Genomic DNA, 21,219 nt, shown 5'->3' on the forward strand with positions numbered 1-21,219 from the left:
CCCGCGGCGCGGTCGCCGTTGCGCAGTCGCCGTTGCGCGCTGCCGGACGACCACGGTGGCCGCCGGCAGCGCGCCCCGGACGACGTTCCGCCGGGTCGCCGCCGGGCCCGCAGCACCGGATGCACGCCCGGCCCGTAGGGGGCGGGCGGCCGCAGGTGACGGTCGGTCAGCTGCAGGTGACCCCGGCGCTCTTCCAGGTCGCGGCGTCGACCATGGTGGTCTTGGCGAATGCCTCGGCGGGCATGTCCTTGCCGTTCTTGAGCTTGTCGTACATGGTCTGGACGGCGAGCGCGCCGACGTCCCGGCCGTTGATGAACAGGGCGGCCTTCATGCCGGAGGGCTGGGTGCCGCTCCAGTCCTTGCAGGCGAGGTAGGCGCCGAGGCCGACACCGGCGACGTTGTCGGCGCTCACGCCGGCGTTGCGCAGGGCGGTGACGCCGCCCTGGACGTTCTCGTCGTTGCAGCCCCAGACGACCCAGTGCTTGACGCCGGCGTTGGCGGTGACGGTCGCGGCGACCCTGTCCTGCGCACCGGTGGGGGTGTTGTCGGTGGCGACGTCGATGGTCTGCACCTGGGCGGCGTCGGCGCTGAAAGCCTCCTTGGCGGCCTTGACGCGGTCGCCGCAGACGGTGACGTCCTGCTTCCAGGCGGAGATGATCCGGGTGTCGGCCGGGCTCCAGCCGGCCTTCTTGTACTCCTGGGCGGCGCGCTTGCCGACCTCGGTGCCCATCTGCTGGCCGGAGAAGCCGATCCGGGCGACCAGGTCGCTCTTGGCGCAGGCGGCGGGGTCCGGGCCGGTGGCGCAGACCTGGTCGTCGGAGGTGAGGAGCGCGACCTTGGCGTCCCGGGCGGTCTGCACGACCTGCGGCCCCACCGCCGGATCCGGGACGACGATGATCACCCCGTTGGTCTTCTGCGCGATCGCGGACTGCACCTCGCTGACCGTCTTGTTGGCGTCGCTGCCCAGGTTCACCACCTTCAGGTCGACGCCGAGCTCCGCGGCCTTCGCCTTCGCTCCGGCCGCCTCCCCGACGAAGTACTCCTGGTCGCCCTGCTTCTGCAGGTAGGTGATCGAGATCTTCCCGCTCACCGTGGCCACGGAGGCGTCGCCCGACTTCACGGACTCCTGACCGGTGGAACAGGCGGTCGTGGTCAGGCCGAGGGCGAGCAGGAGGCCGGCGGTGGTGGCGGCACGGCCGGTGGTGCTTCGGGTCATGGGGGAAACGCTCCTTTGTGCCGGTGCGGGACCGGTACCGGCACGGGTGGGGATCGAGGGTGCGCCGAACAGGCCCGGGATCGAGCACCTGTTCAATAAGCGATCAGAACTGAACGGATTTCAACGCGATGTGAAATATCACATGACGCACTGAGCCGACGTCAAGCAGGTTGTCACGCCGAGATCAACCTGTGACATGCCACGGCACGCGGCGGAGCCCTTCGCGCCACTCGGGTCGAGCGGCCGTCACCGGCGGCTCCGTGCAAGGCACTTGAGCCCGGCGTGTCCGTGTGTCTATGCTGCGTTGCTTTCTGTTGGGACTTCAAACAGAAATCAACGGCAGTGGACTGCCGATCCCCCACCCCCCACCTGCGCACTCTGGAGCGCCCATGCGGATACCCCTGCCCCGCTCACTGCCCCGTGTCCTGGTCGCGCTGTCGCTCGCGGCCACCGGGCTCGGCACCGTCGTCCTCGGTGCGGCCGCCCCCGCGGCCGCCCTGGACAACGGACTCGCCCTCACCCCGCCGATGGGCTGGAACTCCTGGAACACCCTCGGCACCGGAGTGACCCAGGAACAGGTCGTCCAGACCATCGACTTCATGGCCGCCAACGGGCTGGTCCAGGCCGGCTACGACACCGTCACCATCGACGACGGCTGGTCGCTCGGCCACCGCGACGGCCAGACCACCGACCTGGTCAAGAACTCCTACGGCGCGATGCAGCTCTACGACGCCAACCGCAACCCCACCAGCGGTACCGACGGCTCCGGGTTCGACCTGACCTCCGGCCACCTCGTCCCCGACCCGGCGCGCTTCCCCGCGCACACCGTCAACGGGCAGTCCCTGAACGGGATCCAGTACCTGTCCTGGTACGCCCACAACAAGGGCATGAAGTTCGGCCTCTACGCCACGGACACCTACACCACCTGCCAGGGCCGCCCCGGCAGCCTGGGCCACGAGTCCACCGACGCCGCCGACTTCGTCACCTGGGGCGTGGACTTCGTCAAGTACGACGACTGCCCGTACGGCCCCCAGATCATCGGCCCCGACGGCCACAACTACTGGACGCAGGGCGAGGGGAGGGAGCTGACCCGGTCCATCTACGCCCGGGTGCGCGACTTCCAGCGGGCGCTCGACTCCGCCTCCCAGTCCCAGGGGCGCCCGCGAGTGGCGCTGAGCGTCTCCGCGCAGCCGGTGCACACCGGCGTGCCCTACCTCCTGGCCTCCGACGACCCCGCCCGCACCGACCCGGTGGTGGTCGCGGCCGGCACTCCCGCGAACGAGGCACCGGGCTACGCCCCGACCGGCGTGTGGTGCGGGCAGGTGGCCAACCTCTGCCGGATCGGCGGCGACCGCGGCCCGGACCTGGAGGGCGTGCTCTACAACGGGCAGTTGCAGACGGCCCTGAAGTACCCCGGCAGCGCCCGGCCGGGCAGCTGGAATGACATGGACATGATGTTCGCCGGCTGGCAGAACCCCTACGGCGTCTACGGCGTCACCGACACCTGTCCCTGCCACAAGCCCATGTCCCTGACCGAGTCGCGCAGCGAGATGTCGATCCTCGCCATGATGGCCTCCCCGCTCATCTCCGGCGCGGACCTGCGCACCGCCGCCAACTCCCAGCACACCCGGGACGGCCTCACCTGGTCCACCGGCATCACCGCCGACCAGCTGGCCGTCTACAAGAACACCGACGTCATCGCGATCGACCAGGACCGGCTGGCCAAGCCCGCCACCCTGGTCGGCGCCCCGCCCAACAGCAGCACGGCACCGGTCGTCCTCAAGCGCCAACTCGCCAACGGTGACACCGCAGTCCTGCTGATCAACCAGGACCCGGCCGGCTACCGGACCGTCTCCACCAGCCTGGCCGACCTCGGTCTGACCGGGCCCGGCTACTCGGCCAAGGACCTCTGGACCGGCGCCACCGGCAACGTGACCGGCAGCCTCAGCGCCCAGGTGGAGCCGCACGGCGTCACGCTGTACCGCCTCAAGGCGCTGCCGGGCACCGTCCCGGCGGCGGTGATCGGCGACGGCCGGTACCACGGCATCAGCGCCGGCGGCACCGGCGGCCAGGCGCTGGAGGTCCAGGGCACGTGCAGCGCCCCCGACGGCTCCCCCGTCGACATCAACACCTGGTGGAGCTCGCACACGTCGGAGCAGTGGAACTTCGCCGCGAACGCCGACGGCACGGTGCGCATCACCGACAACTGCTACACGGGCACGCAGGTCCACGGCACGCTCACCGGACCGGCCACGCCCGGCCAGCCCGCCCGGGTCCAGAACGCCTACGACCCCGGCAACCCCGCCCAGAAGTGGCGTGTCGTCCAGAACACCGCCACCGGAGCGCTGACCGTCACCAACGTCGCGACCGGTCTGGTCCTGGCCGCCCCGCAGGCCGCCGCGACCTCCCCGGTGGTCCTCAGTCCGTCCGACGGATCGGCGGCGGGGCAGTCCTGGAGCCTGCTCTCCTGACGCTCCCCACCCCCTGCTCCCCCGGCTCCGGCGCCTCGCCGGGGCCGGGGGTCCCACCCAACACACCTTCTCTGGAGGACCTTTGCGCTCCCCCAGCACCTCGCAGTCCCGCCGTTCCGCGCCGTCCCGCCGCATCGCGTCGGCACTGACGGCCCTGACCCTGCTCACCGGTGGCGGCGCACTCGCCGTCGGACTCCAACTCGCCACCGCGCCACCGGCGCTGGCAGCGGACAACGGGCTCGCCCTCACGCCGCAGATGGGCTTCAACAACTGGAACTCCACCCAGTGTGGTGCCCAGTTCAACGAAGCGATGATCAAGGGTATCGCCGACCTCTTCGTCAGCAAGGGCCTCAAGGCCGCCGGCTACCAGTACGTCAACCTGGACGACTGCTGGGCGCTTCCGCAGCGTAACGCCGCGGGCGACCTCGTCCCCGACCCGGTCCGCTTCCCGAACGGCATCAAGGCGCTCGCCGACTACGTCCACGCCAAGGGCCTCAAGTTCGGCATCTACTCCAGCGCGGGCGACCACACCTGCGACGTCAAGGGCTTCCCCGGCGGCCTCAACCACGAGCGGCAGGACGCCAGGCTCTGGGCCTCCTGGGGCGTGGACTACCTGAAGTACGACAACTGCCACAACCTGGGCATCGACGCCCAGACGCGCTACAAGGCGATGGGCGACGCGCTGAAGGCGACCGGACGCCCGATCCTCTACAGCATCTGCGAGTGGGGCAGCACCGGCCCGTGGAACTGGGCACCGTCGGTCGGCAACTCCTGGCGCACCACCGGCGACATCAGCGACACCTGGCAGAGCATGATCTCCATCGCCCAGGCCAACCAGGGCCTGGCCGGCTACGCCAAGGCCGGGGCCTTCAACGACCCCGACATGCTGGAGGTCGGCAACGGCGGGATGACCGCGACCGAGTACCGGACCCACTTCAGTCTCTGGGCCGAGATGGCCGCACCCCTGATGATCGGCACCGACCTGCGCAGCGCCGAACCGGAGACCTTCGAGATCCTGACCAACACCGACGTGATCGCGGTGGACCAGGACCCGCTGGGCCGGCAGGGCTCCGTGGTCTCCAGTGCACAGGGCCTCGTGGTGATGTCCAAGCCGCTGGCGGACGGCGGCCGGGCGGTCACCCTGACCAACGAGGGCTCCTACGACGCCACCATCACGGCCACCGCGCAGACCCTCGGCATCGGCGGGGCGGACTCCTACAAGGTCAAGGACCTGTGGTCGAAGAAGACCACCACCGGCAACGGGACCGTCAGCGCCACCGTCCCTGGGCACGGCACGGCGATGTTCCGGGTCACCCCGGGCTCGCCCGTCCCCCCGCCGACCGGGGTGACCCAGCTCAGCGACCTCCCGTTCGGCGCGGCCGCCAACCACTGGGGCCCGGTCGAGCGGGACCGCAGCAACGGTGATCACCAGCCGGGTGACGGGCACACGCTCAGCATCCGCGGCACCACCTACGCCAAGGGCCTGGGCGTGCACGCCCCCAGTGACGTCAGCTTCCACCTCGGCGGCGCCTGCCGGAACCTGGTCACCGACGTGGGGCTCGACGACGAGACCTACGGCAACGGCTCGGTGGTGTTCCAGGTCTTCAAGGACGGGGCCAAGGTCGCCGACAGCGGCACCGTCACCGGCAAGGACCAGCCCAAGCACCTCACCGCCGACCTGACCGGCGCGACCACCGTCCGCCTGGTGGTCACAGACGCCGGCGACGGCACCGGCTACGACCACGCCGACTGGGCGGGCGCGCACATCGCCTGCGGCAGCGGCCCGGCCGCCGGCACCCACCAGCTCTCCAGCCTCCCCTGGTCCTCGGCCGGCAACAGCTGGGGCCCGGTCGAGAGGGACATGAGCAACGGCGACAACCAGGCCCGGGACGGACAGACCATCACCATCGCGGGCACCACGTACGCCAAGGGCCTGGGCGTCAACGCGCTCAGCGAGGTGGTCTACTACCTCGGCGGCTCCTGCACCTCCCTCACCACCGACGTGGGCGTGGACGCCGAGGCGAACGGCCGCGGCAGCGTCACCTTCGAGATCTACAAGGACGCCGCCAAGGTCGCCGACAGCGGCCTGATGCTCGCGGCGTCCGCGGCCAAGCACCTCACCGCCGACCTCACGGGCGCCGACGAGCTGCACCTCGTGGTGACCGACGGCGGCGACGGCACCAACAGCGACCACGCCGACTGGGCGAACCCCGTTCTCACCTGCTGACCTTCACGACGGCCCGAAGGCGCGGTGGCGGACTTGGTCCGGCACCGCGCCCGGGCCGTTTCATGGCGCTCGGGGCTCTCCGGCCCGGCTCCGGCAGACCGCGGGGCGGTCAGGCCAGGTGGCGGGCTCCCTCGGCGGGGAGGGTGGGAAAGATCCGCGGCCGGGTGTGGCCGGCGGCCCGGAAGGCGGCGGTGACATGGGTGGCGACGGCCGCGGCGGCGCGGTCGGGCACCAGGGCGATGACGGAGCCGCCGAACCCCCCGCCGGTCATCCGGGCACCGAGCGCCCCGGCGGCGACGGCCGCCTCGACCGCGAGGTCCGTCTCGGCGCAGGAGACCCGGAAGTCCTCGCGCAGGGAGGTGTGGCCGGCGGTGAGGACGGGGCCGAGGCCGGCCGGGTCGGCGGCGTCGAGCAGCGCCACCGCCTGCCGGACCCGGTCGTTCTCGGTCACCACGTGTCGCACCAAAGGCCCGAGCTCGTCCGGCAGTCGGGCGAGAGCACGGTCGAGGTCGGCGGCCGGGAGATCGCGCAGCGCGGGCAGCCCGAGCAGGGCGGCGGCCCGTTCGCAGCCGGCCCGCAACGCGGCGTAGGCGCCGTCGCCGAGGTCGTGCCTGACCCGGGTGTCGATGACCAGCAGGGTCAGTCCGGCGGCGGCCAGGTCGAGCGGGACCTGCCGGGCACTGAGATCGCGGGTGTCGAGGTGGAGGGCGGCACCGGCACGGCAGCACATCGACGCCATCTGGTCCATCACCCCGCACGGGACGCCGACGAACCCGTTCTCGGCCCGCTGGGCGGTCAGCGCCAACTGCGCCCGGTCCAGGTCGAGTTGGTAGAGGTCGCGGTAGGCGATGGCGACGGCGCACTCCAGGGCGGCCGAGGAGGAGAGGCCCGCGCCGGCCGGGACGTCGCTGTCGAACAGCAGGTCGGCGCCGCCGACCGGGTGGCCGGCCGCGCGCAGCGCCCAGACGACGGCGGCGGGGTAGGCGGCCCAGCCGTCCACGGCGCCGGGGACGAGATCGTCGACGACCAGCTCGACGGGCGGGCCGCCGCTGCGGGTGGAGTGCAGGCGCAGCAGGCCGTCGTCACGGCGGCGGGCCCGGGCGCGGACGGTCTGCGGGAGTCCGATCGGGAGCACGAACCCGTCGTTGTAGTCGGTGTGTTCGCCGATCAGGTTGACCCGGCCGGGAGCGGCCCAGGTGCCGTCGGGGGCGTGGCCGTAGAGCTGCTGGAAGGCGGTGTCACTCATCGGGCGACCTCGCGCAGGCGGCGGGCGGCGTCCTCGGGGGCGACGTCGTTCATGTAGGCCTCCATGCCGGACTCGGTGCCGGCCAGGTACTTGAGTTTCTCGGCGGTGCGGCGGACGGTGAACAGTTCGAGGTGGAGCGCGAGTTCGCCTCCGCCGACGGCGGGCGCCTGGTGCCAGGCGGAGATGTAGGGCGCCCGGACGGGGGTCTGCGGCGTGCCGAAGAGGCGGTCGAAGCGGCGGAGCAGGTCGAGGTAGAGGCCGGGGAGTTCGGCGCGTTCGTCCTCGGTGAGGCGGGTGAGGTCGGGCACCCGGCGGTGGGGGTAGAGGTGGACCTCGTAGGGCCAGCGGGCGGCGAACGGCACGAACGCCGTCCAGTGCCCCCCGGCCGCCACCACCCTTGCGGGGTCGGCGCGTTCGGCGGCCACCAGGTCCTCGAAGAGGTTGCGGCCGGTGGCGGCGCGGTGGCGGGCGGCCTGCTCGGCCATGCGGCTGGTACGCGGGGTGGTGAAGGGCAGCGCGTAGATCTGGCCGTGCGGGTGGGCGAGGGTGACGCCGATCTCGGCGCCGCGGTTCTCGAAGCAGTAGACCTGCCGGACACCGGGCATCGCGGCGAGCTCGGCGGTGCGGTCGGTCCAGGCGTCCAGCACCAGCCGCGCACGCTCCTCGTCCAGGTCGGCGAAGGAGGCGTCGTGGTCGGCGGTGAAGCAGACCACCTCGCACCGGCCGGCCGCCGGCCGTGACGTGCGCAGCGGGTCCTCGCCGGCCGGGAGGTCGGGGTCGGGCAGGCCGGCCAGGGAGGGGAAGCGGTTCTCGAAGACGGCGACCTGGTACTCCTCGGCCGGGATCTCGCTCAGCCGGCCGCCCCGGGAGGGGCAGAGCGGGCACTCGTCGGCCGGCGGGTGGTAGATCCGGGCCTGGCGGTGCGCCGCGATGGTGACCCAGGCGCCGGTGGCCGCGTCCAGGCGGATCTCGGAGCCACCGGAGGGCCGGTCCAGCGGACGGCGGTCGGCGGTGTCCCGGCCGGGCGCCGGACCACGGTCGTAGTAGATCAGCTCGCGCCCGTCGGCCAGCCTGGTCACGGTCCTGACGGTCGGTGCGGCGGCGGTCTCGGCCATGTGTTCTTCGTCTTCCTTGCACGGCGACGGGAGTAAACCAGGAGCAAACATTATCGAACATTACTCAACAGGGAAGCCGGAAGCCCACAGGACGGTCCGCATGGACGACACGCGGGCCCGAGGGTACGAACGGTGGCCGAAGGGCTGCCGGGCCGGTCCGTGCCAGGGCCGAGCCGTGCCGGGCCGGTCCCAGCCGGCCGAGCTGCTCCCGACTACTCCGAGCTGGTCCGGACGACGAGCTCGGTGGCCAGCACCTGGCCGGCGGCGGGCACCGTCTGGCCGCGGACCTGGGCGAGCAGCAGCCGCACCAGGGCGGAGGCGATGGCCCGCAGGGGCAGCCGCACGGAGGTCAGCGCGGGGTGCAGGTGCCGGCAGAGCGGGGTGTCGTGGAAGCCGGTCACGGCGACGTCGCGCCCGACGGCCAGGCCCTCGGCGCGGATCGCCTCGTAGACGTCCAGGGCCGACAGGTCGCTCTCGGCCGCCACCGCCGTCGGCCGGTCTGGGCCTCGCAGCAGGGCGCTGAGTGCGGCCACCCCGGGCGCCCCGGGCACGCCCGGCGGGGGCTGCACCACGTCCAGGCCCAGCCGGCGGGCCTCGGTGTGGAAGCCCTCGCGCCGCGCCGCCATCCACGGCAGGTCCGCGGCCGAGGCCGCGAAGCCGACCCTGCGGTGACCGCGCGCCGCCAGGTGCCGGACCACGTCGGCCATCGCCGCGCCGTTGTCGATGTCCACCCAGTGTTGCGGCAGGTCGGCCGTGGTGCGGCCGAAGGCGGCGAACGGGACGCCGGCCCGGGCCGCCCGGGCCACCCGGGCGTCGTCGTGCAGCACGTCCGCGAAGACCAGGCCGTCCACCTGACGGGCCGCCACGAGCTCGTCGATCGCCGCCCGGGCCGCCGCCTCGCCCGGCGCCGGGCGGACCAGCAGGACGCGGTGCCCCTCCGCGCCGGCCGCGTCCACCAGGGCCTCCAGGAAGCCCGCCATCAGCGGGTTCGGGTCGAACGGGTCGTCCACCGGGGCGAGGTAGCCGATCGTGCGCCGCTCGCCGGTGCGCAGCGAGCGGGCCGACTGGTCGGGCCGGTAGCCGAGCTCCTCGATGGCCGCGGTGACCCGGGCCAGGGTGTCGGGGTGGACGCGGTGGGGGGCGTTGAGGGTGTTGGAGACCGTCTGACGGGAGACGCCCGCCGCGTTGGCCACCTCCGCGATGGTGGTGGCGCGGCGCGGCGGGCGTGCTCCCTGGGTCATCGGTGCTCCGTAAGGTGTCAGGCGGCCCGGCGGCTACGCCTGCGGTCGGCGCAGGGTCAGCAGCCCCCCGCGGGGAACGGTGACGACGCCGTCGCCGGCCAGGTCTGCGGTGTCGCTACGGACGATACGCCCGCGGGCGTCGTGGACGGTGACCGCGGCCGGGCCGCCAACGCCCAGCACGCGTACCTCGGGGTCGTCGTCGGCGTTGGCGACGAGCAGGGTGTGCCACGGGCCGCTACCGGCCCGCACGGGCAGCGGGGCGTAGCGGGCGACCGCCACCGTCCCGTCGCCGGTGGCGGTCACCATCGGGTAGCCCAGGTCGGGCCGGGCCGGGAGGAGTTCGCCGAGCTGCAGGGTGGGCAGGTGCTCGCGGACGACGCCGAGCCAGAACGCGAGGGCCTCGCGCTGCTCCGGGCTCTGGGCCGCCAGGTCGACGGAGATCTGCGGGACGGCGAAGAGGACGTTGATCAGGTGGCAGGCGACCTGCTCGGCCGGCTCGGCCGGATGCCACATGAGCATGTCGGCGTGGACCGCGACCGGCCCGGCGACCAGCCGCAGGTCGATGGTGCGCTGACGGTTCTCCTGCGGGCTGAGCGGGCAGTCGGTGGCGCGGACCATGGTGGTGTACGGCCAGAGACCGGGGCTGGTGTAGGGCTGGCGGTGCTCGGTCATCGCCTCGGGCTGTGCGGCGGTGATCCGGCGGTGGATGGCGGCGAGCAGCCGTTCGACGCCCTCGTCGACGGTGGAGCAGTCCGCCTCCGGGCCGGGCGCCGGCGGATCCGGGACGGCGAACCAGTCGATGAAGTCGATCTTCAGCCCGTCCATCCCCCACTCCTCGACGGCCCGGGCCAGCCGGTCGGTGAGGTGCTCGCGGACGGCCGGATACCGGGGGTCGGCGACGACGGCGCCCATGTGTGCGGCGTCCGCGAGCGCGTAGCGGCCGAGCCGATCCCAGGCGGCGCTCTCCTTGCCGATGAACGGCAGGGCGTACCAGAGCAGGTACCGGACGCCGAGGTCGTGGACGCGGCGGACGTGGGCGGCGGTGTCGGGCAGCGAGAGCGGTTCCCAGTCGCCGCAGTGGGCGTAGCCGCGGGTGCGGTCACGGGTCATCCAGCCGTCGTCGACGATGATCGTGTCGAGGCCGAGGGCCTTGCCGAGGGTGGCCTGGGTCTCCACGGTCCGGGGGGTGACGTTCTGCTGGAGCGTGTACCAGGTGGAGTAGGCGGGCCGGCGGGCCGCGTCGGGGACGTGGGCCGTCCGGCCGCTCCCCCACCACCGGGCGAGGTCGGCCAGACTGCGGGCGAAGTGCCGGCGGGAGGTGTCGATCCGGACGGTGAGGCGGCCGGTGGCCTGGGCCCAGAAGCGGAACTCGCCGTTCTCCTCGACGACTCCCGCGCCGGCCAGGACGTCCGTGCGGTCGGCGGCGAAGGCGCAGAGCGCGACGTCGCCGGTGCCGATCAGGGCGGCGACCGGCGCGCCCTTGGCGAGGCCGGTGCGGCGCGGGGCGCTCCAGGCGGCGGGCAGCCAGCCGGTGCCGCGGGGTTCGGGGGTCCAGAAGGCGGTGGCGTCGACGCAGGGGACGCGCCACTCGATCCGGGTCTCGCCCTCGCTCTCGGCGGTCACCTCGGTCACGCCCTCGGTGACCGGGCGGACCGTGGCCTCACCGCTCACCCGCAGGTCAAGGCCCTCGGCGGGCAGCGGCCGGAGTCCGCCGGCGGTGGGGGCGTGCGGCTCCCAGATGTCGTCCATGGGTCAGCCTTTCGTGGCGCCGGCCAGCAGGCCGGAGATGAACTGCCGTTGGAGGGCCAGGAAGAGGACCATCATCGGCAGGGTGGAAACTGCGGTCCCGGCGAGGATCGCGCCGTAGTCGGTGGTGCTCTCGCTCGCGTGGAGGGTGGCCAGCGCCACCGGCAGGGTGTGCATCTCGGGGCTGCGCAGGGCGATCAGCGGCCAGACGAACTGGTTCCAGGACCCGAGGAAGAGGAAGATCGCCAGCGCGGCCAGGGCCGGGCGCATGACGGGGACGACCACGCTCCACAGCACCCGCAGCTCGCCGGCGCCGTCGACCCGGGCGGCGTCCAGGAGTTCGTCCGGCATGCTGCTCAGGGCCTGGCGCATCAGGAAGATCGCGAACGGCACGCAGAGGCCGGGCAGCACCACGGCCTGGTAGCTGTCGAGCAGGCCGAGCGACATCATCATCTTGAACAGGGGCACCAGCATGACCTGTTCGGGCACCACCAGGGTGGAGAGCAGCAGCGCGAACAGCACGGTGCGCCCGCGGAAGCGGAACTTGGCGAAGGCGTACCCGGCGAGCAGGGCGACTACCAGCGCGCCGGTGGTCTGCAGGCCGGCGATGGCCAGGGAGTTGAGGACGACCCGGCCGAGGCCGATCTTGGCCTGGAGGTGGTCGAGGTTCTCGCCGAGGTGGCCGCCGGGCAGCAGGTTCGGCGGCCAGTCGAAGATCTCGGAGTCCGACCGGGTCGCGGCCACCACCAGCCAGTAGAACGGGCCGACGGAGAGGCCGGCGACACCGGCCAGGACGAGGGTCAGGGGCCAGCCGCGCAGCCGCGCGGACCTCGCGGTGCTCATGGGCGTTCTCCCATCAGACGCATCTGGGCCGCGCCGAGCACCGACACCAGCAGGGTCAGCGCGTAGGCGATGGCCGAGGCGTAGCCGAAGTCGAAGTAGCGGAAGCCGTTGTCGTACAGGTACATCGACACGGTGAGGGTGGCGTTGTCCGGGCCGCCGCGGGTCAGCACGTAGGGCTCGTCGAAGAGCTGGAGGGTGCCGATGGTGGAGAGCACGACGGTGAACAGCAGGACCGGGCGCAGGGCGGGCAGGGTGACGGAGGCGAACCGGCGCAGCGGCCCGGCGCCGTCCATCATCGCGGCCTCGTACAGCTCCTTGGGGATGCCCTGCAGACCGGCCAGGTAGATCACCGCGTTGTAGCCGGTGTAGTGCCAGGTGAGGACGAGGACGACGGCCATCCGGGACCAGAACGGGCTGCCGAGCCAGTCGACGCCGGGCAGGCCGAGCTGTTCGAGGACGTGGTTGACGGCGCCCTGGCGGGTGTTGAGGAGGAAGGCGAACACCACGCCGGTGGCGACCAGGCCGGTGACGGCGGGCATGAAGACGCCCAGGCGCCAGACGGTGCGCCAGCGGACGACGGCCGAGTTGATGCCGACGGCCAGGCCGAGCGCGAGCGCGAGCATCAGCGGGACCTGGACGACGAGGATCCGGGCGGTGTTGCCCAGGGCGGTCCAGAACAGCGGGTCGTGGAGCAGGCGCCGGTAGTTGGCCGCGCCGGCGCCGTGGGTGGCCGCACCGGAGCCGGTGGTCAGCGACAGCAGCAGCGAGGAGACGATCGGATAGGCCTTGAACACCGCGAAGGTGACCAGGGCGGGGGCGAGCAGCAGGTACGGCAGCGCCCGGCGGCGCAGCACGGCCCGGCGGCGGGCCGGCGGCGACTCCGCCCGGACCGTGGCGGCGGGTGGGGCGATCGCGGTCACCGGACCGCACGCCCGGTCTGCTGGCCGAGCTGCTTGGCGGCCTCCTGGAGCACGGTGGCCGGGTCGCCGCCCTTGAGGAACACCTTCACCTGGGCGTCGCTGGCGAGCTTGAGGGCGCGGGCGAAGTCGGCGGAGTAGTTGGTAGCCTCGGCGCCTTCGGCGAGCAGGTCGGCGAAGGGCCTCAGGACGGGCTGTCCGCCGTAGTAGTCGCTGGGCGCGGAGTACATCGGGTCCGCGTGGGCGGCGGTCAGGGCGGGGAAGACGCCGCCGGAGGTGAACATGGCGTTGACCGAGGCGGGCCGGGTGAGCGCGTACTCGACGAACTTCCAGGCGGCCACGCGGCGCGGGCTGGAGCCGGCGACGGCCAGGTAGGTGGAGTTGACGATCGCGGTGCGCCGGCCGCCGGGGGTGACCGCCGGCGGCCGGGTGAGGCGCCAGTTGCCGCTCTGGTCGGGGAACTTGGCCTCCAGGTAGTGCGCGGCCCAGGCGGGCAGCGGGCCGGTGGCGAGCGTCCCGGCCTTCATCAGGTTGCGCCAGCCGTGGTCGCCGGCGGCGTCGGCGACCAGCCCGGCCTCGTCGAGGCGCTTGATGATGGTGAGCGCCCGCACCGCCTCCGGGGAGCCGAGGGTGATGTCGCCCTTCAGGTCGAAGTAGAAGGCACCCTGGAGCTGCATCAGCGCCTGCAGGAAGTCGAGGTCGGCGCCGGGGGTGGCGGGCTTGTTGAGGCCGATCAGGGCCTTGCCGGGGTTGGCGGCCTTGAACCGGTCGGCGATGGCGAGCACGTCGTCCCAGGTCTGGAACGTCGTCGGATCGACTCCGGCCTTGTCGAACATGTCCTTGCGGTAGAAGAAGCCGAGCGGGTTGACCTCCCAGGGCAGCGCGTGGACGCGGCCGTCCTTGCCGGTGACGACGGGCCAGAGCCCCTGGGCGAACTTGTCCTTGTGGGCGTCGGCGCCCAGCGCGGAGAGGTCGGCCAGGCCGCCGGGGAACTTCTCCATGTAGCCGGGCAGGTAGTCGCAGCCGATGTGCAGGACGTCGGCCAGGCCCTGGCCGCCGGCCGCCATGCTGACGGTGATCTTGTCCCAGATCGCCGGTTCGCCGACGTCCTGGACGTCGATCTTGATCCCGGGGTTGTCCTTCTCGAAGGCCGGAACCACGCCACGCAGCGCCTCGGCCGCGGTGGCCCAGGACCAGACGGTGACGGTACCGGTGGCGGCGTCTCCGCCCGAGGCGACGTCGCCGCCCGAGCCGGAGCAGGCGGACATCGCACCACCGGCGGCCAGGGCCAGCAGGCCGGCTCCGGAGGCGCGCAGCAGATCGCGGCGGGAAAGGTGTGACATTGCATTCCTCTCTGAGGGGTGGCCCGATTCAGGGGGCGGGCCCGGTCCTGCGGGGGGCTTGCGACTACGGGGGCTTGGGGCCACGGGGGCTTTTGGTCACAGGGGTCTTGCGGCTCAGGGGGCTTGCGACCGGGGGGCTTAAAGGTGGCGAGGCGTGCGGCTGCGAGGGGTGCGCGACGGCGGGTTTCGCGCGAGGGCGGGAGGCGTGCGGCTGTGCGCCGGTCCGTGCGTGCCGGTCAGGTGGTGGCGGCGCGCTTGAGCGCCTCGGCCAGCCGCTCGGCGGCGTGCGGGTCGGTGCTGGCGTGCGGCGACAGCCGGATCCAGTCGGCGCGCCGGGTGGTGGCCAGGCCCGCCCGGGTCAGCACGTCGTGGACGGCCTGCGGGTCTGCGCCGGGCAGCCGCAGCCGGGCGATCCCGCTGACGGCCGCTCCGCCGCCGGTCTCCGGGCCGCCGGCGGTCTCGGCGCCGGCGGCCCGGGCGGCGTCCAGCAGCACGCCGAGCACCTCGCCGATCCGGGCGTTGATCCGCCCGACGCCGACGTCCCGGACCAGCCCGAGGCCGGCGCCCAGCGCGGCGACGGCCGGGCCGTCCGGGTTGGTGAGCGTGTGCGCGACGGCGCCCGTCCTGGCGGGGCGCGGGTGGTCGGGCGCGTCGATCGGGTCGACCACGCCCGACCAGCCGCCGAGCCCGGGGGCGAGCAGCCCGGCCACCCGGTCACGGACCATCAGGAGAGCCGCGCCCCAGCCGGACCGGAGCCACTTCTGGCCGCCGGAGGCGAGGACGTCCGCGGCGTCGGCGGCGAACTCCACCGCCCCCAGCGCCTGCACCGCGTCCACCACCAGGACCCGCCCCGGGCCGATCGCCTCCTTGATCGCGGCCAGCGGCGCACGGAACCCGGTGGCGCCGTCCACCGCACAGACCGAGACGGCGCGGACCCGCTCGTCCAGGTGCTCCCGCACGGTGTCGGCGGTGACCGGGTTATCCAGCAGCCGCACCGTCAGGCCGCCGTTGCCGGCGGCCCGCAGCCAGGGGTAGAGCGCGCCGGGGAAGTCCGACCGGCCGACCAGGACGGTGCCCCCCGGCGGCGCGGTGGCGAAGGCGTGGGCCGCGGCGAACATGCCGTGCGAGGTCGAGCCGACGAACGCGATCTCGTGCCGCGCGCACCCGAGGAGCTCGGCCGCCGTCCGCGCCGCCTCCTCCCCCACCACGTCCAGGGAGTCCAGCGCCTCCCAGCCCAAGTGACTGATCTGCGTGGCCGACCGGACCAGCACCTCGTGCACCGCGACCGACACCGGCCCGAACCGCGCGAAGTCCAGATACCCGGCCGGTTCGCCGAACTGCCGCAGGTACTCCGGGACAGAGCGCACCGGCATGAGATCCCTCCCGAATTTGAACGTTCAAATCCCCAAAACCGAGCAGAACCAAACAGGCCTGTGGGGTGGGAGACAGCAAACGCTTACCCTCGTGGCCCCGTCAAGCCCTCTGTGCGGCCGACCGCCACCCCGAGACCTTTCCGTTACCCGGGGGCGACGGCCGCCGGACGGCAAGGTGCCCTCCGGACGGCGGGGCGTGCCAGGCTGTCCCCGACCAATCGGAGGGAACCACCGCCATGCACACACCGCGCGGGGCTGACCCGGGCAGCGAGGCAGGGACGGTCCGGGCGCCAGGAGGTCCGGGCACCACGAGGGGTGTCCGACCGCTCGGCTAGCGTGTACGCGTGATCTTCGCTGACGTCCTCACGACACGGCTGCGCGCGCTGGCCGCCCGCGTTCCGTTCGACCTCGCGGTCCGCCCCGGAGCAACGGCCGACGACGTCGACGGCTGGCCCGTCCCGGTGCCGTCCGAGGCCCGCGAACTGCTGCGCCGCCTGGGCGGCTTCTCGGTGCCGCCGGTGGAGTTCACGCTGACCGGCCACCCCCGCCAGTCCCATGAGCACGGCCTCCCGCACCCGCACTGGCTGGTCACCGACGACGGCGGTGGCGGCGTCACCTGGATCGACATCGAGACCGACGGCCGTTGGGGCCAGGTGCTGATGCAGTACCGCGAGGGCGGACTCTTCATCGAGGCCGACTCCCTGCCCGACTGGCTGGACCGGGTGATCGGCACCGCGGAGGAGCTGGTCGACGAGACGGGCTTCGAGGACGGCATTCAGCCGTACGCCGACGATTTCTGGGACCTCCTGAACCTGACCGGCCCCACGCTGCCGCTGTACCCGGCGGCGGAACTGCGGAGCCCCGGCACGGACCGGGTGGTCGCCGAACTCGCCGGCCGGGTACCGGACGACGCCTTGATAGCCGACCTTCGCGGGGCCCCGCCGGGCAGCCGGGCCCGGTTCGACCGGGTGCTCAGGCGGTACCGCCTCGAACGGGCCGCCGGCGGCGCGGTGTTCGCCGCCGTCCCCGTGGAGCAGGAGCACAATCGTCCGAAGTGAGCTCCCGTCCGCAGCACCGCCCGAGGAGGACCGCCATGGCCGCCTACGCGACCGATCCGCGCGTCGACGCCTGAATCGACGCGCTGCCCGCCTGGCAGCAGCAGATCTGCCACCGGGGCAGGGACTCGGCGCACGGCGCCGACCCGGAGGTCGGGAAGGCACGCCTGTGCTCAGCGTAGTCACCTCCCGATGGCTCCACTCAGTCCGGCTCCCTGATCGACGAGATCGTGCGCGAGGGCGCCCGCAGGATGCTCGCCGCCGCGCTGGAAGCCGAAGTCAACCAGTACATAGCCGAATTGGCGGCGGAGACGGACGAGCGAGGCCCTCGCCTGGTGGTCCGCAACGGCCACCACCGGCCCCGGGCCGTGGTCACCGCCGCCGGGCCGGTCGAGGTCGGGGCCCCGCGGGTGAACGACCGCCGCGTCGACGAGGAGACCGGCGAGCGCAAGCGCTTCTCCTCGAAGATCCTGCCGCCGTGGTGCCGCAAGTCGCCGAAGATCTCCGAGGTGCTCACGCCGAGAAGGCGATCGAGGCGTTCGCGCGCACCTACGGCGCCAAGTGGCCCAAGCCGGTCGCGAAGATCACCGAGGACCGCGGGGAGCTGCTGGCGATCTACGACTTCCCGGCCCAGCACTGGATCCACCTGCGCACCACGAATCCCATCGAGTCCACGTTCTCCACGGTCAAGCTCCGCACCAAGGTCACCCGCGGCGCCGGCAGCCCCGCCGCCGCGCTGGCGATGGTATTCAAGCTAGTCGAGTCCGCCCAGTCCCGATGGCGCGCGATCACCGGCGCCCACCTGGTCGCCCTAGTCCGAGCGGGAGCCCGCTTCGAGAACGGCGTCCTGGTCGAGCGCGACGAGGAGGTCGCCGCAGCCTGATCACACATCACCCAATTCGCAACTCTTGACAATTGCTTCGGTGTTTTTCGGGTAACAGCCGCAACGGATACGTCGGCGAAGACACTGCTTACCGATGTCAGGGCGGTTCACTCTAGGCGCACTGCCGCAGCAGCAGGCTGCCGAGCGTGGTGCGCCGGTGCAGAACCGCCTTCCCGGCGCGCGTCGTGGAGATGAGCCCGGCGCCGCGAAGGGCCGCTGTGTGGGCGGAGACCGTCGCGGCGCTGACATGGAGGTGTCGGGCGAGGTCGGTCGTGGTGCGGTCTTCGGCCAGTAGGTGCAGCAGCTCGGTGCGGGTGGTCCCGATCACCTTGATCAGCGCCTGCGGGCCGGTGGAGCCGCCGGGCTGCGGCGGGAAGCCAGGACCGGCCGGGTAAGTGAGCGCGACCGGGCGGTCCGGGAGGTTGGACAGCAGCGGCCCGCCGGACCAGTGGAAGCTGGGCAGCAGAAGCAGCCCGCGCCCGCCGAGGTGGACCTCCTGCGGCCGGCCTGGGAGTTCCCAGATTCCGCCGTGCAGACGGGCGCCCGGCAGCAGCCCGGCCAGCAGCAAGCCGACGCCGCCTTCGGCGAGTTGCACAGCCCGGCGCACGAACTCGGCGTGGTGCAGGTCCTGCACCTGCGCCCAGACCGGGCCAAGCAGCGCCTCGAATGCCGCGTGCTGCGCGCGGTGGATAAGGCGCCAGGCATCGGCGTCACCTCGGTGCAGGTCGTGGATCCACGCCGGCGTGGGCGTTCGCGTGGGTGCATGGACGCGTTCCAGTTCGGCGCTGACCACCTCGGCCGGGGTCGAGCGGATCTGTTCCAGGGCCTCCGGGAGGGAGTCCGCCACCACGTCCAGGAAGCTCGGCGCCCGCCCGGCCGGGACGAGGTCCGCGAGCGGGTCGACCGCCTTCGGCAGGGCACGCAGCACTCTGCGCCGCCAAGGGCCGTGGAGCAGGTCGCCATCCCGGCGGCACATCATCGCCAGCGCCACGTTGAGTTCCTGGAGCGGGGCTGGCCGGGGCGCGAGGCTGACCCGGGCGAAGTCGTCCGGCGTGAAGTGGATCCGGAGCACGACGCCCCCTGCGTATCGGCCTGACAGCGTCCAGGGCGCCATCCTTGAGCCCCGAGCCTAAATGATCGCCCGCGCCGGGCCCGGCGGGACAGCATGCACGACATGACCTACGACTTCTCGATCAGCCGACGCACCGTCACCAGGTCCGCGATGCTGGGCTCCGCCGCGCTGGTGTTGGGCGTCGGCAGCCGCCGTGCCCACGCCGACTCCCGTCCCACGGCGGCGGACCGTCCCGCTACTGCGGATTCGGTCCCGGGCGACGCCGTGCTCACCCTGCCCGCGCCGACCGGCCGCCACCCGGTGGGGTGTCAGTCGGTGTACCTCGTCGACGGTTCCCGACGTGACCCGTGGGATCCCGCGATCCCGGTGCGGGAGCTGATGCTGACGGTCTTCTACCCGGCCCGCGAGGTCACTGGCCTACCCCCGGCTCCGCAGCTGCCGCCGCAGGCCGCGAGCGTGTTCGGACAGGTCACTCCGCGCAGCCCCCTCCACCTGCCCGCCGCCGGCGTGGACTGGGGCGCCACCCTGTCCCACTCGCATCCGGGCGCCGCGGCGCTGCCGGGCAGGCGTCCGGTGCTGGTGCACAGCCCGGGCGGCGGCGACCCGCGCGGCCTGGGGACGTTCCTGGCTGAGGACCTGGCCAGCCACGGAGCCGTGGTCGTCTCGGTCGACCACCCCGGCGACGCCGCCGCGGTCGAGTTCCCGGGCGTGACGACCTTCCGGGACGAGCAGACGCGGACGACGGTCTTCCGCGGCGACCCGCGGGACCAGCCGGCCGTCGCCCGCACCATGATCGACGCGCGCATCGCCGACGTGCACTTCGTCCTCGACCGGCTCGGGCGGCCGGCCGACCTGCCACTGCCGCCCGGGCTCGCCGAGGCGCTCGACCTGCGCCGCGTCGGCGTGTACGGACACTCGGCGGGCGGGAGCGCCGTCGCCGAGGTGATGTACGAGAACCGGCGGGTGCGCGCCGGGATCAACCTGGAGGGCTACCTGGACTACCCGCCCGCCACACCCGACGGCAGCGCCGAACCGTTCCCGGTCACAGTGGACGGAGTGGGCCGTCCGCTGCTGCTGCTCGGCACCGATGAGTTCGACCGCCGACCGGAGCTGGATCGCTCCTGGTCGGCCGTAGCCGCCCGCTCGGGTCGGTGGGTCCGCAGCATGCGCATCGCCGACGCCAACCACTGGGTCTTCACCGACTACGCCGCGATGCTCCCCCAGCTCCAGGCGGCGGGGTTGATGACGGCGGTGGGGAGGGACAAGGTGATCGGCGACATCGACCCGACCGTCTCGGTTCCGAAGGTCCGCCACGCGGTGCGTGGGTTCTTCGCACGGCACCTGGCCGCCCGCTGATCCGAAAGCCCGGTTGGATCTCTGCCGGAGCAAGATCGTCGATATCCCGACGATCTTCAACCGGGTCACCCGCACGCTCCTTCTGGTGGAGGACAACGACGAATGGCGCGCTGTCACTGAGGCGATGCTGAGCCACGGCGTTCCTCTGCTGGACGGAATCCCGCCTGAGGAGTAGCCGAACGGTCAGGTCGAGCGGCGACGCCGAATCGACCTGACCACGGGCGCCTCATCCGCAACCGGGCGCCCGATGATCCGCAGGGGCACCACGCTTTCTGGGCGCTCCGGGGAGACCTCCGCGAGCGCCCGGGCACGGCTTCGACGCCGGCGCGCAGCCCGTACACCGGGGTGGCTGGCGGCGGCGCCTCACGGGCGCGTCCCCCACAACCGGGTGCCGCAGCACCGGGCCTCCGGGGACCGTGTGGTCCACCGCACCGTCCTCGCTCCCGACCGGCCGGCCCGACACACCACCGCCCTGCGAGCGGCTTCACCCGGCCGCATACGGGTAGCCGCCTCGATGAAACCTGCGCCCTCCTGGACCCCGATGAAAGAAGGCGTCATGGGCACCCCTCCCAATGATCCCGTACCTCCCAGTCCGACGCCGGCTCCCGGTCCCGGTCCGGGACCGCAGCCCGGCCCGGTGCCGGGGCCGGTGCCCGCGCCGGGCGGGCCCGACCCCGTACCGCCCGCACCACCGCAGCCCGAGCCCGACCCGCTGCCGCCGCCCGCCACGGGGCCGGGGCCGCTGCCGGGGCCGGGGCCGGGGCCGGGGCCAGCCCCCGAACCCATCACCTGAGGCGGGCACACCGCGCACGAGCCGACGGCTGTCCGGTCGCAGTGTGCCGGGTTGGGAGCGGGCTCGTGACTCCTCCCCCGGATGAATCCGGGGGCTTCTCGCTAAGCCGGGTTGGCCTCGCGACGGACCAGCCCGGCCCGTAGAACCTTGCTGGCTCCCACCGTGTCGGCGTGCGCGCGGTGGTCGCAGGCGACGCAGTGGAAGCTCTGAGTGGGCCGGTTCTCCGCCGAGATATGCGCGCACTGGGGGCAGGTCCGGGAGGTGTTGCGGGGGTCCACGGCGATCACTTCCCGACCGGTGCTTTCAGCCTCGGCGGCGGTCG

14 protein-coding genes and 4 pseudogenes are annotated in these 21,219 nt (G+C 73.0%); 7 read left to right on the forward strand and 11 right to left on the reverse strand.

The window, feature by feature from the left end; translation table 11 throughout:
* Window positions 1-166: 166 nt before the first annotated feature.
* Window positions 167-1,216, reverse strand: a complete 1,050-nt coding sequence (locus tag ACZ3YO_RS26560) for a substrate-binding domain-containing protein (protein WP_465573825.1) — start codon at window positions 1,214-1,216, stop codon at window positions 167-169.
* Between the two features lie 389 nt (window positions 1,217-1,605).
* Between ACZ3YO_RS26560 and ACZ3YO_RS26565 the strand changes: the two genes are divergently transcribed.
* The 3 genes and pseudogenes from ACZ3YO_RS26565 to ACZ3YO_RS26575 form a co-directional block, all read left to right on the forward strand.
* Window positions 1,606-3,687 (forward strand): alpha-galactosidase, encoded by a 2,082-nt coding sequence (locus tag ACZ3YO_RS26565; RefSeq protein WP_465573827.1) that lies wholly within the window; start codon window positions 1,606-1,608, stop codon window positions 3,685-3,687.
* Window positions 3,688-3,820: 133 nt separating this feature from the next.
* Window positions 3,821-5,461: pseudogene (locus ACZ3YO_RS26570) on the forward strand (NPCBM/NEW2 domain-containing protein); the annotation flags it as partial.
* Window positions 5,462-5,494: 33 nt separating this feature from the next.
* Window positions 5,495-5,914, forward strand: a pseudogene (locus ACZ3YO_RS26575) (NPCBM/NEW2 domain-containing protein); the annotation flags it as partial.
* A 109-nt stretch (window positions 5,915-6,023) separates the two neighbouring features.
* On the opposite strand, the gene galK reads toward ACZ3YO_RS26575, so the two are convergent.
* From galK to ACZ3YO_RS26615, 8 genes are all read right to left on the reverse strand, one after another.
* Window positions 6,024-7,160: a galactokinase gene (gene galK / locus ACZ3YO_RS26580; protein WP_465573830.1), complete on the reverse strand. Its 1,137-nt coding sequence runs from the start codon at window positions 7,158-7,160 to the stop codon at window positions 6,024-6,026.
* On the reverse strand, window positions 7,157-8,275 hold the full coding sequence (galT, locus tag ACZ3YO_RS26585) for a galactose-1-phosphate uridylyltransferase (RefSeq protein WP_465573832.1): 1,119 nt from the start codon (window positions 8,273-8,275) through the stop codon (window positions 7,157-7,159). Before galT ends, galK begins: the two co-directional genes overlap by 4 nt.
* Window positions 8,276-8,487: 212 nt before the next feature.
* Window positions 8,488-9,516 carry a LacI family DNA-binding transcriptional regulator gene (locus ACZ3YO_RS26590; protein WP_465573835.1) on the reverse strand — a complete coding sequence of 343 codons (1,029 nt, stop codon included), beginning with the start codon at window positions 9,514-9,516 and terminating at the stop codon, window positions 8,488-8,490.
* Between the two features lie 33 nt (window positions 9,517-9,549).
* Window positions 9,550-11,265: a glycoside hydrolase family 36 protein gene (locus ACZ3YO_RS26595; protein WP_465573838.1), complete on the reverse strand. Its 1,716-nt coding sequence runs from the start codon at window positions 11,263-11,265 to the stop codon at window positions 9,550-9,552.
* A gap of 3 nt (window positions 11,266-11,268) precedes the next feature.
* Entirely contained in the window at window positions 11,269-12,105 is an 837-nt protein-coding gene (locus tag ACZ3YO_RS26600) for a carbohydrate ABC transporter permease (protein WP_465573840.1), read from the reverse strand.
* Window positions 12,102-13,016: a carbohydrate ABC transporter permease gene (locus tag ACZ3YO_RS26605; protein ID WP_396322398.1), complete on the reverse strand. Its 915-nt coding sequence runs from the start codon at window positions 13,014-13,016 to the stop codon at window positions 12,102-12,104. The genes ACZ3YO_RS26600 and ACZ3YO_RS26605 overlap by 4 nt, the downstream gene beginning before the upstream one ends.
* A 5-nt stretch (window positions 13,017-13,021) precedes the next feature.
* Window positions 13,022-14,365: an ABC transporter substrate-binding protein gene (locus ACZ3YO_RS26610; RefSeq protein WP_396322382.1), complete on the reverse strand. Its 1,344-nt coding sequence runs from the start codon at window positions 14,363-14,365 to the stop codon at window positions 13,022-13,024.
* Between the two features lie 236 nt (window positions 14,366-14,601).
* The gene (locus ACZ3YO_RS26615; protein WP_465573842.1) at window positions 14,602-15,738 is read right to left on the reverse strand and encodes an aminotransferase class V-fold PLP-dependent enzyme; all 1,137 of its coding nucleotides are present in this window, start codon (window positions 15,736-15,738) and stop codon (window positions 14,602-14,604) included.
* 344 nt (window positions 15,739-16,082) lie between these two features.
* Here ACZ3YO_RS26615 and ACZ3YO_RS26620 point away from each other — a divergent pair, with 344 nt between their 5' ends.
* Both ACZ3YO_RS26620 and ACZ3YO_RS26625 read left to right on the forward strand, forming a co-directional pair.
* Window positions 16,083-16,796, forward strand: a complete 714-nt coding sequence (locus tag ACZ3YO_RS26620; RefSeq protein WP_465573844.1) for an SMI1/KNR4 family protein — start codon at window positions 16,083-16,085, stop codon at window positions 16,794-16,796.
* 212 nt (window positions 16,797-17,008) lie between these two features.
* Window positions 17,009-17,676 (forward strand): annotated as a pseudogene (locus ACZ3YO_RS26625) (transposase).
* A gap of 112 nt (window positions 17,677-17,788) precedes the next feature.
* On the opposite strand, the gene ACZ3YO_RS26630 reads toward ACZ3YO_RS26625, so the two are convergent.
* Window positions 17,789-18,748 (reverse strand): ArsR/SmtB family transcription factor, encoded by a 960-nt coding sequence (locus ACZ3YO_RS26630; protein WP_465573846.1) that lies wholly within the window; start codon window positions 18,746-18,748, stop codon window positions 17,789-17,791.
* Window positions 18,749-18,850: 102 nt separating this feature from the next.
* On the opposite strand from ACZ3YO_RS26630, the gene ACZ3YO_RS26635 reads away from it, so the two are divergent.
* Together ACZ3YO_RS26635 and ACZ3YO_RS26640 are read left to right on the forward strand one after the other, a co-directional pair.
* Entirely contained in the window at window positions 18,851-20,104 is a 1,254-nt protein-coding gene (locus ACZ3YO_RS26635) for an alpha/beta hydrolase family protein (protein ID WP_465573847.1), read from the forward strand.
* Window positions 20,070-20,279 carry a hypothetical protein gene (locus tag ACZ3YO_RS26640; RefSeq protein ID WP_465573849.1) on the forward strand — a complete coding sequence of 70 codons (210 nt, stop codon included), beginning with the start codon at window positions 20,070-20,072 and terminating at the stop codon, window positions 20,277-20,279. Before ACZ3YO_RS26635 ends, ACZ3YO_RS26640 begins: the two co-directional genes overlap by 35 nt.
* 719 nt (window positions 20,280-20,998) lie before the next feature.
* Here the strand turns inward: ACZ3YO_RS26640 and ACZ3YO_RS26645 are convergent.
* A pseudogene (locus ACZ3YO_RS26645) lies at window positions 20,999-21,211 on the reverse strand (zinc ribbon domain-containing protein); the annotation flags it as partial.
* Between the last annotated feature and the right edge of the window lie 8 nt (window positions 21,212-21,219).

Source organism: Kitasatospora sp. NPDC022785, from assembly GCF_055561295.1.